Genomic DNA, 16,767 nt, shown 5'->3' with positions numbered 1-16,767 from the left:
TCACACCTCCTTCGTTTCGGAGTCGCCGCCGACGGTGGCCGGGGCACGCTCGGCCACGGCTCGGCGGGCTCGTGGACTCGGCGGCACCTGCAGGTCCATCGGTGGGACCGGGAAGCTGCCCGGCGGCCGATGCGCCAGCTCCTCCTCGATCGAGAGCTTCCGCTGCGTCTTCTTCGCCGGCCAGCCCCAGGCGATGGCCAGCACGATCACCGCGATGGCACCGGTGGAGATCCAGCGAACCTCGGAGGAGAGCTCACCGCTGCGGGCGACCTTGAAGTAGGCCAGGAACAGGATCCAGACCAGGTTGACCGGGATCAGCACCTTCCAGCCGAAGCGCATGAACTGGTCGTAGCGCATCCGGGGCAGCGTGGCGCGGAGCCAGATGAAGCCGAAGAGCAGCGCGAACACCTTCAGGAAGAACCAGATCAGCCCGAAGTAGCCCGCGTTGGCGCCCTCCCAGACAGCGGTGATCGGCCAGGGTGCGCGCCAGCCGCCGAGGAACAGCGTGGTGCAGAACGCCGAGACGGTGATCATGTTGATGTACTCGGCCAGGAAGAAGAGCGCGAACTTGAAGGACGAGTACTCCGTGTGGAAGCCGCCGACCAGCTCGGACTCCGCCTCGGGCAGGTCGAACGGCGCCCGGTTGGTCTCGCCGACCGCGGCGATCATGTAGACGATGAAGCTCGGCAGGAGCTGTACCGCGTACCAGCCGGGGGCGGTGAGGTCGATGCCGAAGATGTTCACCGGCTCGCCGGAGGCCTGCGCCGCGACGATCTGCGAGGTGCTCATCGTGCCGGCGGTCATGAACACCGCCACGATGGAGAGGCCCATCGCGACCTCGTACGAGATCATCTGCGCGCTCGACCGGAGCCCGCCGAGCAGCGGGTAGGTCGAGCCGGACGCCCAGCCGGCCAGCACGACGCCGTACACCGCCATCGACGAGCAGGCGAGCAGGACCAGCACCGAGACCGGCACGTCGGTGAGCTGCAGTGCGGTCTGGTGACCGAACATGTTCACCACACCACCGAACGGGATGACGGCGAAGGCGGTGAACGCCACGGTCGCCGAGATCACCGGAGCGATGAAGTAGACCACCTTGTCGGCGGTCTTCGGAATGATCTCTTCCTTGAACGGAAGCTTCACACCGTCGGTGAGGCTCTGCAGCCAGCCGTTCGGCCCCACCTGGTTCGGTCCGGGCCGGACCGCCATCCGGGCGACGACCTTGCGTTCGTAGTTGATCGTGAAGAGCGTCAGGAGCAGGAGCACCACGAACAGGAGGACCAGCTTGAACAGCGAGATCCACCAGATGTCGTTCTCGAAGGTCTCCAGCGTCGGGTCGACGGCATGCGCCGCCAGCAACACCTCGTTCATCGGGTCGCTCCCTCAGCGAGGATCGGGCCGGGCACGCCGGCCGTCAGCTTGACCACCGCACCGGCGGTCGCGCCGAGGCTGCGGCGCACCGTCGAACCCGGCGAGTTGGTGGGCACCCACACCACCCGCGGCGGCAGGTCGGTGATCTCGGCCGGCAGGGTGATCGCGCCGCGGTCGGTACTGACCGTGACGAGGTCACCGTCGGCGACCCCGAGCTCCTCGGCGAGGTCCTTGCCGAGGCGGACCACCGACTGCCGGGCGGTGCCGGCCAGCACCTGGTCGCCGTCGAGCAGCGAACCCAGGTCGATCAGGTGGTGCCAGGTGGCGAGCACAGCCTCGTGCTGACCGGGCTTCGGCAGACCGGCCGGCTCGGCGGTGGGCGCCGCCGGGCGCGCCGCGGTGCTGGCCGGCATGCTGCCCAGCTCACGGCGGATCGTCATGACGTCCCCGGTGTTCAGGGTGACGTCGAGCAGAGCGGCGATCGCCTCCAGCACCCGGCCGTCGCTCATCGCGGTGCTGTTCAGCACGGCGCCGAACGACCGTAGGCGGCCTTCCCAGTCCATGTACGTGCCGGCCTTCTCGACCGCCGGAGCGATCGGCAGGACCACGTCCGCCCGCCGGGTCACCGCGCTCTGCCGCAGCTCGAGGCTGACCACGAACGGGACCGCGTCGAGCGCCTCCTCCGCCAGGCGGGGGTCGGCCAGGTCGGCCGGGTCCACGCCGCCGACCAGCAGGGCACCGAGCGAGCCGTCCGCAGCCGCCGCGATGATCCGGTCGGTGTCGCGGCCGGCGGTGGCGGGCAGCACGCCGGTGTCGAGGTGCCAGGCCCTCGAGAGCTCCGCACGGGCACCCGCGTCGGTGACCGGACGGCCGCCGGGCAGCAGGTTCGGCAGGCATCCGGCGTCGAGCGCGCCCCGGTCACCGGCCCGGCGGGGCACCCACGCGAGGCGGGCGCCGGTGCGGGCGGCGAGGTCGGCCGCGGCGCTCAGACCGCCCGGCACGGTGGCCAGGCGCTCGCCGACGATCAGCAGCGAGCCGGGGGCGCTGAGCGCTCCGGCCAGGGCCGGGTCGGTGCTGAGCAGGCGGGCCTCGTCGCCCGGGACAGCCGTGACGACCGCGGCGCCGAGCTTTTCAAAACCCCGGGAGACGTACGGTGCGACAGCGGTGACCTTGAGCTTGCCCTTGGTGTACCCCTTCCGCAGCCGCAGGAAGAGGATCGGGCACTCCTCCTCCGGCTCCAGGCCGGCGATCACGACCGACGGGGAGTTCTCCACGTCGGCGTAGGTCACCTCGGAGGACCCGGCGACCGTGGCGGCGAGGAAGTCCGCCTCCTCGGTCGTCGACAGCGGCGAGCCGGCCGCGCGTACGGGGCGAGCCCGGAAGTCGATGTCGTTGGTGCCGAGAACGGTGCGGGCGAACTTCGCGTAGGCGTACGCGTCCTCGACCGTCAATCGACCACCCGGAAGGACGCCCACGCCGCGCTCACGCGCGGCCTTGAGTCCCTCGGCCGCGGCCAGCAGGGCCTCGCTCCAGGAGGCCTCGCGCAGGTTGCCGGTGGCCGCGTCACGGATGTGCGGGGTGGTGAGCCGGTCGGTGGCCGTGCTGTACCGGAAGCCCCAGCGGCCCTTGTCGCAGTTCCACTCCTCGTTCACCTCCGGGTCGTCGCCGGCCAAGCGGCGCAGCACCTTCCCGCGGCGGTGGTCCGAGCGCTGGGAGCAGCCGGCGGCGCAGTGCTCGCAGGCGCTCGGCGAGGAGACCAGGTCGAACGGGCGGGCCCGGAACCGGTACTGCTCGCCGGTGAGCGCGCCCACCGGGCAGATCTGGATGGTGTTGCCGGAGAAGTACGAGTTGAACGGGACGTCACCCTCGCCCTCGCCGGCCTGACCGTCCCCGGTGCCCTCGCCGCCGAAGAAGTCGTCCCGGTAGACGTTGATCTGCTCGCCGGAGGAGCGGTCCATCAGGTCGATGAACTTGTCGCCGGCGATCTCCTCGGAGAACCGGGTGCAGCGCTGGCAGAGCACGCACCGCTCCCGGTCCAGCAGCACCTGGCTGGAGATGTGGATCGGCTTCTCGTACTCCCGCTTGTGCTCGTGGAACCGGGTGTCCGCGCGGCCGGTGCTCATCGCCTGGTTCTGCAGCGGGCACTCACCGCCCTTGTCACAGGTCGGGCAGTCCAGCGGGTGGTTGATCAGCAGCAGCTCCATCACGCCGGCCTGCGCCTTCGCGGCCACCGGCGAGCTGAGCTGGGTCTTGACCACCATGCCGTCGGCCACCGTCTGGGTGCAGGAGGCGACCGGCTTGCGCTGGCCCTCCACCTCGACCAGACACTGGCGGCAGGCGCCCGCCGGGGCGAGCAGCGGGTGGTCGCAGAACCGCGGGATGGCGATGCCCATCCGCTCGGCGACCCGGATGACGAGCTCACCCTTGGCCGCGGTCACCTCGACCCCGTCGACGGTGAGCGTGACGGTGTCGGCCTTCTTGGCAACATCAGTCATTAGTGCGCTCCTACAAGGGACTTCTCGGAGAGCCGCGGCGCGGTACGACCCTCGATGTAGCCGAGGTAGTCGTCCCGGAACCACTTCAGCGTGGAGACCACCGGGGTGGCCGCGCCGTCGCCGAGACCGCAGAACGACCGGCCGAAGATGTTGTCGGCGGTGTCCTGCAGGGTGTCCAGGTCGGCGAGGGTGCCCTGACCGGCGAGGATCCGGCGGTAGGTGCGGACCATCCAGTAGTTGCCCTCCCGGCAGGGAGTGCACTTGCCGCACGACTCGTGGTGGTAGAACTCCAGCCAGCGCCACGTGTTGTAGACCGGGCAGTCCTGGTCCGAGAAGATCTGCATCGCCGTGGTGCCGAGGATCGACCCGGCCGCCGCGACACCCTCGAAGTCCATCGGGGTGTCCATGTGCTCGGCGGTCAGGATCGGCGTCGACGACCCGCCGGGCGTCCAGAACTTCAGGTTGTGGCCCGGCTGCATGCCACCGGCGAGCTCGATCAGCTCGCGCAGGGTGATGCCGAGGCCGCACTCGTACTGGCCCGGGTTGACCACCCGGCCGGAGAGCGAGTAGATCATCGGGCCGGCCGACTTCTCGGTGCCCATGCTCTTCCACCAGTCGGCGCCGCCCAGCACGATGTAGGGCACGCTGGCGATGGTGCCGACGTTGTTGACCACGGTCGGGCTCGCGTACAGGCCGGCGATGGCCGGGAACGGCGGGCGCAGCCGGGGCTGGCCGCGGAAGCCTTCCAGCGAGTCGAGCAGAGCGGTTTCTTCACCGCAGATGTACGCCCCGGCACCGCTGTGCACAACCATGTCCAGGTCGAACCCGGAGCCGAGGATGTTCTTGCCGAGGTAGCCCTTGGCGTACGCCTCCTGGATCGCGTGCCGCAACCGCCGCGCGGCGTGCACCGCCTCACCACGGATGTAGATGTACGCCCGGTTCGCCCGGATCGCGTAGGAGGCGATGATCGCGCCCTCCACCAGCGAGTGCGGGTCGTACGTCATCAGCGGCAGGTCCTTGCAGGTGCCCGGCTCGCCCTCGTCCGCGTTGATCACGAGGTAGTGCGGCTTGCCGTCGCCCTGCGGGATGAAGCCCCACTTCAGACCGGTGGGGAAGCCGGCGCCACCACGACCGCGCAGGCCGGAGTCCTTGACCAGCTGGATCAGGTCGTCCGGGTGCACGTCGAGCGCCTTGCGCAGCGCCGAATATCCGTCGAGCCGCTCGTAGACGCCGATCTGCCAGGCGTCCGGCGAGAGCCAGCGCTTGGTCAGAACGGGGGTGAGCTTCTGAAGGACCTCCGCCCGTGGCTGGGTCACTTCGCCTCCTCATTGCCGCGCGTGTCACCAGCGGGTTTGCCGTCGCCGGCCGGCTTGTTGCCCGCGACGCCGGCAGCCTCGGCGGCATTGGTGGGCTCGGGGGTCGTCGTCTGGGGACGGCCGGGGGTGTCACCGGTCGGGTTGCGGGACTCCGCCGCCCGTACCTCAGGGTCTTTGACGTCACCCGCGACGGTGGTCCGCCCGGCGTGACGGTGCTCGCCCACCTTGTCCGCGACGGCGCCCGCCTTCTCGGCGACCGCACCGGCCGCGGCCTTGACCGCGCCGGCGGCCTTGCGTGCCACCGCGACCGCGCGGCTCGGTGCCGGCTTGTCGTCGGCGGCCTGCTGCTGCGGCAGGGCGTTCCCCTCGCGGGGCGACTTGGTCTTGGTGATCGGGCTGTCCGGGTCGAACCCGGCGACCGCGATGCCGTGCTCCTGCGCCAGGCGGACACCGCGCAGCGTCGGCGCGCCGGCCACACCGTCGGCGACCGCACCGTCGCGAGGATCGGCGAAGCCCGCCAGCTGGTACTGCATCTCCTTGAGCGAACAGATCCGGGCGCCCCGGCTCGGTGCGGGCCGCTCGCCGTTGCGCAGGCCCTCCACCAGCTCGACAGCGGACTCCGGCGTCGCCTGGTCGACGGTGAAGTCGTAGTTGACCGTCACCACCGGGGCGTAGTCGCAGGCCGCGAGGCACTCGGCGTGCTCCAGCGTGATCTTGCCGTCGGCCGTGGTCTGGTCGTGCCCGACGCCGAGGTGCTCGCTCAGCTGGTCGTAGACCTCCTGACCGCCCATCACGTTGCAGAGCGTGTTGGTGCAGACGCTGACCAGGTACTCACCGGTCGGGCGGCGCTTGTACATGGTGTAGAACGTCGCCACCGCGCCGACCTGCGCCTTGTTGATCCCGAGGATCTCGGCGCAGAACGCCACACCGCTGGGGCTGACATGCCCCTCCTCGGTCTGCACCAGGTGCAGCAGCGGCAACAGCGCCGAGCGCTCCCGGCCCGCGGGGTACCGGGTGAGGATTTCGAGTGCGGGTTCGAGGAGTCTCTCGGCCAGCGGTGCGGCGGCCGGGGAGAAGTCCACCGTGGTTTCGGACATCAGCGGTCACACCCACCCATCACGGGGTCCAGCGAAGCGCCGCCGGCGATCACGTCGGCCAGCAGTGCTCCCTCGGCCATCGCGGGGATGGCCTGGAGGTTGATGAAGCTCGGTTCGCGGTAGTGCACCCGGTAGGGGTGGGTACCGCCGTCGGAGACCGCGTGGACGCCGAGTTCGCCACGCGGGTGCTCGATCGCGACGTAGACCTGGCCGGGCGGAACCCGGAAGCCCTCGGTCACGAGCTTGAAGTGGTGGATCAGCGACTCCATCGACTGACCCATGATCTTGGCGACGTGCTCCAGCGAGTTGCCGAGCCCGTCGAGGCCGAGCGCGAGCTGCGCCGGCCACGCGATCTTCTTGTCCGCGATCCAGATCGGGCCGGGCTTGAGCCGGTCGAGAGCCTGCTCGACGATCTTCAGCGACTCACGGATCTCCGCCACCCGGACCAGGTAACGGCCCCAGACGTCGGCGGTGGTCGCGGTCGGCACGTCGAACTCGTAGTCCTCGTAACCGCAGTACGGCATGGTCTTGCGCAGGTCCCAGGGCAGGCCGGCGGCGCGAAGCACCGGTCCGGTGATGCCCAGCGCGAGACATCCGGTCACGTCCAGGACCGCGACACCCTGCGTCCGCTGCTGCCAGATGATCTGGCCGGACAGCATGGCCTCGTACTCCTTGAGCTTCTTCGGCAGGTACTTCAGGAAGTCGCGGATCTTGCGGACCGCCGACTCCGGAAGGTCCTGCGCGAGGCCGCCGGGACGGATGTAGCCGTTGTTCATCCGCAGGCCGGAGGTCTCCTCGAAGATGTCGAGGATGTACTCCCGCTCGCGGAAGCCGTACAACATCATCGAGATCGCGCCGAGCTCCATGCCGGTGGTGGCCAGCCAGACCAGGTGCGAGGCGATCCGCTGCAACTCCATGAACATCACGCGGATCGTGTTGGCCCGCTCGGTGATGTCGTCGGTGATGCCGAGCAGCTTCTCCACCGCGAGGCAGTACGCCGTCTCGTTGGACATGTTCGCCAGGTAGTCCATGCGGGTCACGAACGTGACGCCCTGGGTCCAGTTGCGGTACTCGAGGTTCTTCTCGATCCCGGTGTGCAGGTACCCGACGACCGGCCGGCACTCGGTGACCGTCTCGCCCTCGAGCTCCAGCACCAGCCGGAGCACGCCGTGCGTGGACGGGTGCTGCGGACCCATGTTGACGACGATCTTCTCGTTGCTGAGCGGGTCGACGCTTGAGGTCAGCGTGTCCCAGTCGCCACCGGTGACCGTGAAGACCCGGCCCTCGGTCGTCTCGCGCTCGCTCGCGTACTCGGATGTCGTCACTGGTACACCCTCCGCTGGTCGGGCGGCGGAATCTCGGCGCCCTTGTACTCGACGGGCACGCCGCCGAGCGGGTAGTCCTTGCGCTGGGGGTGGCCCTCCCAGTCGTCCGGCATCAGGATCCGGGTGAGGTTGGGATGGCCCGGGAAGACGACGCCGAACATGTCGTAGATCTCCCGCTCCTGCCAGTCGGCAGTCGGGTAGACCTGCGTGACGCTCGGAACCGTGACACCGTCCGCCACCGCGACCTCCAGGCGGACCCGCCGCCGGTACGTCATGGAGGTCAACTGGTACGACACGTGGAACCGGCGCTCGTCGGCACCGAGGTAGTCGACAGCGTCGACCGACGAGCAGAGCTCGAAGCGCAGCGACTCGTCGTCACGCATCACCTGGCACACCTCGGCGATGTGTTCAGCGCGAATGTGCAGTGTGAGTTCGCCCCTGTCCACGACCACCTTCTCGATGGCTTCGGAGAGGGCCGGATACGCTTCTTCCAGCGCGTCATAAACGTCGTCGAAATAGTCGCCGTAGGGCCGCGGGGTCTCGAAGACAGCGGGCCGGGGACGGACCAGCTGACCGAAACCGGAGACGTCCCCGGTGCCCTGGACACCGAACATGCCCTTGTCCGGGCTGGGCGGCGTCTGCGCGGGTGCACCGATGTTCGCACCCTCGGTCGCGGTGGTCGGAACGCCACCGTCGGTGCCGGGCTGAATCGTCACTTGCCCACCTCTCGCAAATGCGGCTGGAGCTTCATCCAGTTCTCGATCCGCAGTTGCTCCTCACGGCCTTCCTTGACGGCCTGTGTCCATTCCGCCCGGCGCGCCTTGTCCACCCGGTACGACGAGGGCATGGCACCCGGCGCGACGATCGGGAGCCGGCCCTCGGCCTCGCGGGCGGCCAGCATCTTCCGGCCGTTCGGGCCGAGCGGCTGGGCCATGACCTTCTCGCGCATCTTGAGGATGGCGTCGATCAGCATCTCCGGCCGCGGCGGGCAGCCCGGCAGGTAGATGTCGACCGGGACGATGTGGTCAACGCCCTGGACGATCGCGTAGTTGTTGAACATGCCGCCGGACGAGGCGCACACGCCCATCGAGATCACCGAGCGGGGCTCCGGCATCTGGTCGTAGATCTGCCGGACGACCGGGGCCATCTTCTGGCTCACCCGGCCGGCGACGATCATCAGGTCGGCCTGCCGGGGCGACGCCCGGAAGACCTCCATGCCCCAGCGACCCAGGTCGTAGTGCGGGCCGCCGGACGCCATCATCTCGATGGCGCAGCAGGCCAGGCCGAAGGTGGCGCCCCAGAACGACGACTTGCGGGCCCAGTTGGACACCTTCTCCACGCTCGTCAGCAGAATGCCTGACGGGAGCTTCTCCTCGATTCCCATGTCACATCAGTCCCAGTTGAGGCCGCCGCGTCGCCACACGTATGCGTAGGCGATGAAGACGGTGAGGATGAACAGGACCATCTCGACGAACCCGAACAGGCCGAGTGCGTCGAAGGACACGGCCCAGGGGTACAGGAAGATGGTCTCGATGTCGAAGATGATGAAGAGCATCGCGGTCAGGTAGAACTTGACCGGGAATCGTCCGCCACCGATCGGCTGTGGAGCCGGCTCGATGCCGCATTCGTAAGCCTCGAGTTTGGCCCGGTTGTAGCGCTTGGGACCGACGATCGGGGCGACGGACACCGAGAACAGCGCAAAAAGGGCGCCAAGGATCAGCAACCCGACGATCGGGACATAAGGGTTGACCGTCATGTTCACTCCCGTACGACTGTTAGCCGCTTCACACTAGTTACTGTGCTTCTGTAGTCCTTTGGTCGGGGTGCCCTACTACGTCCTCAGACGCTGGGCGCCACCTTCGTCAAGCCGTTGATGATGCGGTCCATGGCGTCGCCACCCCGGGGATCGGTGAGGTTGGCCAGGAGTTTCAGGACGAACTTCATGAGCAGCGGTTGCGGCATGCCGTACTTCGTCGCCAGTCTCATGATCTGCGGATTCCCGATCAATTTCACGAATATCCCGCCGACCCGGTAATAACCGCCGAATCGCAGGCTGAGTTCGGCGGGATATGCCTGGAGCGCCCGTTCCCGAGCCGGGCCCGCCGGGCGGGCCAGCGCCTGCACCGCAACCTCGGCCGCCAGCTCACCGGATTCCATCGCGTACGCGATGCCCTCACCGTTCATCGGATTGACCATGCCGCCGGAGTCGCCGACCAGCATCAGGCCGCGGGTGTAGTGCGGCACCCGGTTGAAGCCCATCGGCAGCGCGGCGCCGAGCGTCTGGCCCTCCGCGTTCGACTCCTCGCGCAGACCCCACTCCTGCGGTGTGGTGCCGAGCCAGTCGGTCAGCAGGGCGCGATAGTTCGTCTTGCCGAACGCGTCGGACGAGTTGAGGATGCCGAGCCCGGCGTTCACCCGGCCGTCACCGAGCCCGAAGATCCACCCGTATCCGGGTAGGAGCCGGCCGGGGTCCTGCGCGCTGCGCAGCTCCAGCCAGGACTCCAGGTAGTTGTCGTCCGCCTTGACCGCGGAGCGGTAGTAGCGGCGGACCGCGACGCCGAGCGGGCGATCGTCCCGCTTGGTCAGCCCGAGCGCGAGCGGGAACTTGCCGGAGACGCCGTCGGCGGCGATCACCAGCGGGGCGCGGTACTCGACCGGCTCCCTGCCGGGGCCGGCCTTCGCCTCGACACCGACCACATAGCCGTCCGGGTCGAGCACCGGGCCGGTCACGTTCACACCGGTACGCAGGAGGGCACCCGCCTCGACGGCGCGCTCGGCCAGCATGTCGTCGAAGTCGAGCCTGGTCCGCACCAGCCCGTAGTTGGGGAAGCTCGCGAGGTCCGGCCAGTCCAGCTCCAGCCGGACGCCGCCACCGATCACGCGCAGGCCCCGGTTCTGCAGCCAGCCGGCCTTCTCGGAGGTGTCGACACCCATCCGGATCAGCTGGCGGACCGCGCGCGGCGTGAGGCCGTCGCCGCACACCTTCTCGCGGGGGAACTCCGTCTTCTCCAGGAGCAACACCCGCACACCGTGGCGCGCAAGGTGATAGGCAGCGGCTGATCCGCCGGGGCCCGCGCCGATCACGATCACGTCTGCCTCATCGGCGACGGTCGAACCCGCTCCGTGGTCGCTCACGGCACACCTCCCTCTCGCGCGACGCTCGTGAATTAGTTCACAAGCATGCCTCGATCGGAGTGTAGGCCGACAATCGAAGATCTTTGCGCTTAGGCTGCCCTAATTGTTTCGAGTGGACTATCGCCCCAGGTCAGGCTCTTGCAGGACCCGATCGGCCACCCCGAGCGCGGGACCGTCGAGGTGCTCCCTGATAGTGCCACCCATCGCCCGGTCGAGGGCGACGATCAGCTCTTCGACCAGATCCTGGGCGAGCAGCGGGTCCTGTGCCGCGACCATCCGGAGCCGGGTGGCCAGTTCGGTGGCGCGCCGCTCGCCGGCCTCACCCTCGTCGATCGCGATGTCGATGTCGGTGTCCTCGAGATGCCCGATCTTCGTCATAAATCGAGCTAAACAGCGGGTTCGGCACTTGTAAGCCGAATGCCGTATTTACACCCGGGTGGCGCGATGCAGGGCGGCGATACCACCGGTGAGGTTGCGCCAGCCGACCCGATCCCACGGCCCGGACTCGGCGATCCGGGCCGCCAGACCCCGCTGGTCCGGCCAGGCGCGGATCGACTCAGCGAGATAGACATACGCCTCCGGGTTGCTCGCCACAGTCCGGGCCACGGTCGGCAGAGACCGCATGACGTACGACATGTAGAGCGTGCGGAACGCCGTGCTGGTGGGGTGGCTGAACTCGCAGACGACAAGGCGCCCGCCCGGCCGGGTGACCCGCGCGAACTCACGCAGCGCAGCTGAGGTGTCAACGACGTTACGCAGGGCGAAGGAGATCGTCACCGCGTCGAAGGTCTCGTCGGCGAACGGCAGCCGCAACGCGTCGCCGGCCAGCAGCGGTGCCTCCGGCCGGACCCGCCGCCCGGCCCGCAGCATCCCGACCGACAGGTCCGCGCCGACAGCGAACGCGCCGGAGCGGCCCAGCTCCTCCGTGGAGATGCCGGTGCCCGCACCCACGTCCAGGACCCGCTCGCCCGGGCGCAGGCCCAGAGCGGCCCGGGTGGCCCGGCGCCAGCCCCGGTCCTGGCCGAAGGAGAGCACGGTGTTGGTGATGTCGTAGCGCTCGGCGACGCCGTCGAACATCTCGGCGACCTCGTGCGGCTGCTTGTCCAGATCTGCGCGCGTCACGCCCCAACTCTGCCACCCCCGCCCCGACTTCGAAGCGGGAGGGACGCCGCCGAGGCCGGGAGGCCCGCCGACACGAGAGGGACGCCGCCGAAGCCGGGAGGCCCGCTGAAGCGGGAGGGCCGCCGCCGCAGCCGGGAGGCCCGCTGAAGCGGGAGGGCCGCCGCCGCAGCAGGAAGGACGCGCCGCGGCGAGAGGGACGCCGACAAAACAGCGCGGGCGGGATGGTCACCCATCCCGCCCGCGCCTTGTGCGTTATATATACGACCGCCATCGGTCGGGTCCGACATCCCGTCACCGACGCTGACCGCGGCGGGCGACGACTGAAGCATGCGTTTGCCTTACGCAGGCAACGTAACCAGCCGGAACCGGCCGGGACAGTCAACAGGCGGGCTCGTTACGAAGGAGCAACCCAGCCTCACCGGTCTGACGAGCCGAACCTGGCCGAACGGCGGAATGTCACCCCCCGAAAGGGTCGGTTCCGCCGCGCGGACCGAACCTAGTTCGCCTGCACCAGCGGCAGCTGGGTGCGCCCGGCACCGCCGCCCGGGATGGCGATCGACGAGAAGTGCGAGACCACCCGCTCGTCCGTCGGGTCGTCCGCCGCCGTGTGGTGCACGGCCAGGTGCCTGTACCAGGTGTCGCGCTGGGCCGGGATCCGGTCCGCGGTGCGGATCATCGAGATCAGGCCGGTGAGGTTGGACCGGTGCCGGGCGCCGGCGGAGGAGATCACGTTCTCCTCCAGCATGATCGAGCCCAGGTCGTCGACGCCCATGTGCAGCGAGAGCTGGCCGATGTCCTTGCCGGTGGTGAGCCAGGACGCCTGCAGGTGCGCGACGTTGTCGAAGAAGAGCCGGGAGACCGCGATGAAACGCAGGTATTCCATCGTGGTGGCCTGGGTGCGGCCCTTCAGATGGTTGTTCTCCGGCTGGTAGGTCCAGGGGATGAAGGCCCGGAAGCCGCCGACCTCGTGCGACTGCTCGACCGCGTCGTCCCGGTAGCCGTTCGCGACGGCGAGATCCTGGACGTCACGGATCATGCGGATGTGCTCGATACGCTCGGTGTTCGTCTCGCCGGTGCCCATCATCATGGTGGCGGTCGACGAGAGCCCGTTGCGGTGAGCCACCGCCATCACCTCTAGCCACCGCTCACCGCTCTCCTTGAGCGGGGCGATCGCCTTGCGCGGCCGCTCGGGCAGCATCTCCGCACCGGCACCGGCGATCGAGTCCAGCCCGGCCGCCTTGATCCGCAGCACCGCGTCCTCGATCGAGACGCCGGAGACCTTGGCCATGTGCAGGATCTCGCTGGGGCCGATCGAGTGGATCACCAGCTGGGGGTATGCGGTCTTCACCGACGAGAACAGGTTCTCGTAGTACTCCACGCCGAAGTCGGGGTGGTGGCCGCCCTGGAGCATCACCTGGGTGGCGCCGAGCTCGATCGCCTCACCGCACCGGTGCAGGATCTCCTCGATCGGGTGCGACCAGCCCTCGTTGTGCTTGGGCGCCCGGAAGAAGGCGCAGAACTTGCACGCGGTCACGCACACGTTCGTGTAGTTGATGTTGCGATCGATCAGGTACGTGACGACGCCGTCCGGGTAGCGGCGGCGGCGAACCGCGTCGGCCGCCTCGCCCAGCGCGTGGAACGGAGCCTGCGTGTAGAGCAGCAGCGCCTCCTCGGGCGTGATCCGCCCGCCGTCGGCGCCGCGCTGCAGAATGCTGTCGATCTCCGGATTCGCAGTCACGACCAGAAGCGTACGTCCACCCGAGCCCGGTCGTCAGCGGCGCGGGTCACCGCCGGCCCCGCATCAAGCGGCTAATCTCGACGGGTCGTTCAGGGGGTGGAAGTGCTCGTCGTTCATGCCGGCTGGGTGCCCGGTGCGGGCCGGCCCGGCCGCCTGGTGCTCTGGGCCGAGGATCCGTCGCTGCCGCTGACCTCGGCCTCCCGGGCGAAATCACGCCCGCACCCCTTCGCGGCCTCCGCGGAGACGCTGACCGCGGCGCTTGCTGCGACGCTCACCGACGACGTCAGCGCCGGCTCCGGCACAGTGCAACTTCCGGGTACGGCGCGCGGACCCCGACCCTCACCGGAGACGGCAGCCGAAGCAGAGGCACCCACACGAGGCATCCGGCTCGGCATGTGGACCATCCCGCTGCTCTCGGTGCCCGGCCCCTCCGCCACCGCGGTGCTGGGCCTGCTCGCCGACCCCGACCCGGGCGCACCGTGGGTCGCCGGCTCGTCCCTGCGCTACCTGGCCCTGCTCGCGGGCTTCGCCTGCGACCTGGCCCGGCGCGGGCGGATGCTGCCGCAACTGGTGATCGAGGACAAGGTTCCCGCCGCGCGCTGGCGGCCGGTGCTGACCGGGGCGGACACCGTCGGCTACCGCGACTTCGCGGCCGGAATGCCCGCGGTCGTCCGCTCCGTCGACACCCCCGACGGCCACCAGCTGGGTCATACGGTCCGCGACGCGCTCGACTCGCTGCTCGACGGAGCCGCCCGCGCCGTACTGCCCGAGCGGCTCATGGTCGGTCAGCGGCCCGGTCCGAAGGCCGCGCTGCCGGACCGCTGGATCTCCGCGCTGACCGCCGGCGATCCGGCTCTGCCCGGGGCACCGGCCGACGACGTACGGGACCTGCGGCAGGCGCTGGACGGCTGGATGCGCGCCGCCAACGAGGCCAACGGACCGATCCGGGTCAGCTTCCGCCTCATCGAGCCGGAGCCGGGCGAGGACGACTGGGCGCTGGAGTTCGCGGTGCAGTCAGCCGAGGACCCGAGCCTCTACCTGACGGCCGAGGCCCTCTGGGAGGGTGAGCGCTTCCCCGGCCTGCCCCGGCGCCCCGACGAGACGCTCCTGGCCGGACTGGGCCGGGCGGTCCGTCTCTTCCCGCTGTTGCACATCGCCCTGCTCGAACAACGGCCGGCCGCGATGGGGCTGACCACCGGAGAGGCGTACGAGTTCCTTCGCCAGACCGCCCCGCTGCTACAGGCCGCGGGCTTCGGTGTGCAGCTGCCGTCGTGGGCCGGCCGCAAGGGCGTCGGGCTGAAACTGACCACCCGGTCGAAGTCCACCGGCCCGTCGTCGCGGGCCGCCGCCGACTCCGGTTTCGGCCTCGACCAGCTCGTCGAGTTCCGGATCGACCTGGTGATCGGCGACGGCGTGGTGAGCGCGGAGGAGCTGGCCGAACTGGCCCGGCTCAAGGTGCCGCTGGTCCGGGTCCGGGGCCAGTGGGTGGAGCTGGACGACAGGCAGTTGAAGGCGGCCCTGAAGGCGGTGAGCCGGCGCCGCGAGGGAGAGCTGACCGCTGCCGAGGTGCTCCAGCAGGTGGTCGACGGGGGCGACGAGGACCTGCCGCTGCTCGAGGTCGACGCGGACGGCAGGCTGGGCGACCTGTTGTCGGGTCAGGCGGCGGATCGGCTCAGCCCGCTTCCGACGCCGCCCGGATTCCAGGGTGCGCTTCGGCCGTACCAGGAACGTGGTCTTTCCTGGCTGCACTTCCTCAGCCGCCTCGGGCTGGGCGGTATCCTCGCCGACGACATGGGCCTGGGCAAGACCGCACAAACCCTGTCACTGCTGCTGACCGAACTGGATCAGGATGGTGGCGAGCCGGATCAGGGCGGTGACCAGCGGGACAAGCAGCGCAAGACGCTGCTGATCTGCCCGATGTCGCTGGTCAGCAACTGGCAGAAGGAGGCCGCCCGGTTCGCTCCGGCGATCCGGGTCTACGTCCATCACGGCGGCACCCGGCAGCGCGGTGCCGATTTCGACGCCGCGGTCGCCGGCGCCGACCTGGTGATCACCACCTATGGCACCGCGCTGCGCGACATCGAGACGCTGCGGACCGTCGGCTGGAGCCGGATGGTCTGCGACGAGGCCCAGGCGATCAAGAACAGCGGCACCCGGCAGTCGCAGGCCGTCCGCGCGATCCCGGCGCGCACCCGGCTCGCGCTCACCGGTACGCCGGTCGAGAACCACCTGGCCGAACTCTGGTCCATCATGGACTTTTGCAATCCCGGCCTGCTCGGCCCGGCGAAACGGTTCCGCCGCCGCTTCCAGGAGCCGATCGAGGTACGCCAGGACGCCGACGCCACCGCCGCGCTGAAACGGGCGACCGGCCCGTTCGTGCTGCGCCGCCTGAAGACCGACAAGACCATCATCTCGGACCTCCCGGAGAAGAACGAGATGAAGGTGTGGTGCTCGCTCACTCCCGAGCAGGCCACCCTTTACCAGGCCGTGGTCGAGGACATGATGGCCGAGATCGAGAGCACCGAGGGCATCCAGCGGCGCGGCAACGTGCTCGCCGCGATGATGAAGCTCAAGCAGGTCTGCAACCACCCCGCGCACCTGCTCAAGGACGGTTCCCGGCTGCCCGGCCGGTCCGGCAAGCTGGCCCGCCTGGAGGGACTCGCCGACGAGATCGTCGAGGAGGGCGACAAGGCCCTGATCTTCACCCAGTACGCGGAGTGGGGCTCGCTGCTGCAGCCCTACCTCGCCGCGCACGTCGACCGCCCGGTGCTGTGGCTCCACGGTGGACTGAGTAAGGCGCGGCGTGACGAACTCGTCGAGCGGTTCCAGAACGACAGCGAGCCGATGCTGTTCCTGCTTTCCTTGAAGGCGGCCGGAACGGGCCTGAACCTCACCGCGGCGAACCACGTCGTCCACTTCGACAGATGGTGGAACCCGGCCGTCGAGGACCAGGCCACCGACCGGGCGTTCCGCATCGGACAGTCACGCAACGTGCAGGTCCGCAAGTTCATCTGCACCGGCACGCTGGAGGAGAAGATCGACCAGATGATCGAGCGCAAGAAGGCGCTGGCCTCCTCGGTCGTCGGTACCGGGGAGCAGTGGATCACCGATCTCAGCACCGATCAGCTGCGTGAGCTGTTCTCCCTCGGCCCGGGTGCGGTGAGCTGA

The 16,767-nt window shown here is 69.4% G+C and carries 13 protein-coding genes; 1 reads left to right on the top strand and 12 read right to left on the bottom strand.

Going from position 1 to position 16,767, the window contains the following annotated elements:
* From nuoH to mqnC, 12 genes are all read right to left on the bottom strand, one after another.
* Nucleotides 1-1,371, bottom strand: a complete 1,371-nt coding sequence (gene nuoH, locus ACFQV6_RS12285; RefSeq protein ID WP_378027539.1) for an NADH-quinone oxidoreductase subunit NuoH — start codon at nucleotides 1,369-1,371, stop codon at nucleotides 1-3.
* A complete protein-coding gene (locus ACFQV6_RS12280; RefSeq protein ID WP_378027538.1) occupies nucleotides 1,368-3,866 on the bottom strand; it encodes an NADH-quinone oxidoreductase subunit G in 2,499 nt (832 codons plus the stop codon). Before ACFQV6_RS12280 ends, nuoH begins: the two co-directional genes overlap by 4 nt.
* Nucleotides 3,866-5,182, bottom strand: coding sequence for an NADH-quinone oxidoreductase subunit NuoF (gene nuoF / locus ACFQV6_RS12275; protein ID WP_378027537.1), 1,317 nt, complete (start codon nucleotides 5,180-5,182; stop codon nucleotides 3,866-3,868). The genes ACFQV6_RS12280 and nuoF overlap by 1 nt, the downstream gene beginning before the upstream one ends.
* Nucleotides 5,179-6,279, bottom strand: coding sequence for an NADH-quinone oxidoreductase subunit NuoE (gene nuoE, locus ACFQV6_RS12270; protein WP_378027536.1), 1,101 nt, complete (start codon nucleotides 6,277-6,279; stop codon nucleotides 5,179-5,181). The genes nuoF and nuoE overlap by 4 nt, the downstream gene beginning before the upstream one ends.
* Nucleotides 6,279-7,604, bottom strand: a complete 1,326-nt coding sequence (locus ACFQV6_RS12265) for an NADH-quinone oxidoreductase subunit D (RefSeq protein WP_378027535.1) — start codon at nucleotides 7,602-7,604, stop codon at nucleotides 6,279-6,281. The genes nuoE and ACFQV6_RS12265 overlap by 1 nt, the downstream gene beginning before the upstream one ends.
* Nucleotides 7,601-8,320 (bottom strand): NADH-quinone oxidoreductase subunit C, encoded by a 720-nt coding sequence (locus tag ACFQV6_RS12260; RefSeq protein ID WP_378027534.1) that lies wholly within the window; start codon nucleotides 8,318-8,320, stop codon nucleotides 7,601-7,603. Before ACFQV6_RS12260 ends, ACFQV6_RS12265 begins: the two co-directional genes overlap by 4 nt.
* Nucleotides 8,317-8,988 (bottom strand): NuoB/complex I 20 kDa subunit family protein, encoded by a 672-nt coding sequence (locus tag ACFQV6_RS12255; RefSeq protein ID WP_378027533.1) that lies wholly within the window; start codon nucleotides 8,986-8,988, stop codon nucleotides 8,317-8,319. Before ACFQV6_RS12255 ends, ACFQV6_RS12260 begins: the two co-directional genes overlap by 4 nt.
* Nucleotides 8,989-8,994: 6 nt before the next feature.
* Nucleotides 8,995-9,360 carry an NADH-quinone oxidoreductase subunit A gene (locus tag ACFQV6_RS12250; protein WP_378027532.1) on the bottom strand — a complete coding sequence of 122 codons (366 nt, stop codon included), beginning with the start codon at nucleotides 9,358-9,360 and terminating at the stop codon, nucleotides 8,995-8,997.
* 83 nt (nucleotides 9,361-9,443) lie between these two features.
* Nucleotides 9,444-10,739, bottom strand: a complete 1,296-nt coding sequence (locus ACFQV6_RS12245) for a geranylgeranyl reductase family protein (protein WP_378027531.1) — start codon at nucleotides 10,737-10,739, stop codon at nucleotides 9,444-9,446.
* A gap of 117 nt (nucleotides 10,740-10,856) precedes the next feature.
* Entirely contained in the window at nucleotides 10,857-11,117 is a 261-nt protein-coding gene (locus ACFQV6_RS12240; RefSeq protein ID WP_378027530.1) for a hypothetical protein, read from the bottom strand.
* 48 nt (nucleotides 11,118-11,165) lie between these two features.
* Nucleotides 11,166-11,861: a demethylmenaquinone methyltransferase gene (locus ACFQV6_RS12235; RefSeq protein ID WP_378027529.1), complete on the bottom strand. Its 696-nt coding sequence runs from the start codon at nucleotides 11,859-11,861 to the stop codon at nucleotides 11,166-11,168.
* Nucleotides 11,862-12,357: 496 nt separating this feature from the next.
* The gene (mqnC, locus tag ACFQV6_RS12230; RefSeq protein ID WP_378027528.1) at nucleotides 12,358-13,599 is read right to left on the bottom strand and encodes a cyclic dehypoxanthinyl futalosine synthase; all 1,242 of its coding nucleotides are present in this window, start codon (nucleotides 13,597-13,599) and stop codon (nucleotides 12,358-12,360) included.
* A 102-nt stretch (nucleotides 13,600-13,701) separates the two neighbouring features.
* Here mqnC and ACFQV6_RS12225 point away from each other — a divergent pair, with 102 nt between their 5' ends.
* Nucleotides 13,702-16,767: a DEAD/DEAH box helicase gene (locus ACFQV6_RS12225; RefSeq protein ID WP_378027527.1), complete on the top strand. Its 3,066-nt coding sequence runs from the start codon at nucleotides 13,702-13,704 to the stop codon at nucleotides 16,765-16,767.

It is taken from the genome of Actinoplanes sp. GCM10030250, assembly GCF_042666575.1.
In the GTDB taxonomy this organism is placed as follows: Bacteria; Actinomycetota; Actinomycetes; order Mycobacteriales; family Micromonosporaceae; genus Actinoplanes.
This window is presented reverse-complemented; position numbering and strand designations above follow the sequence as displayed.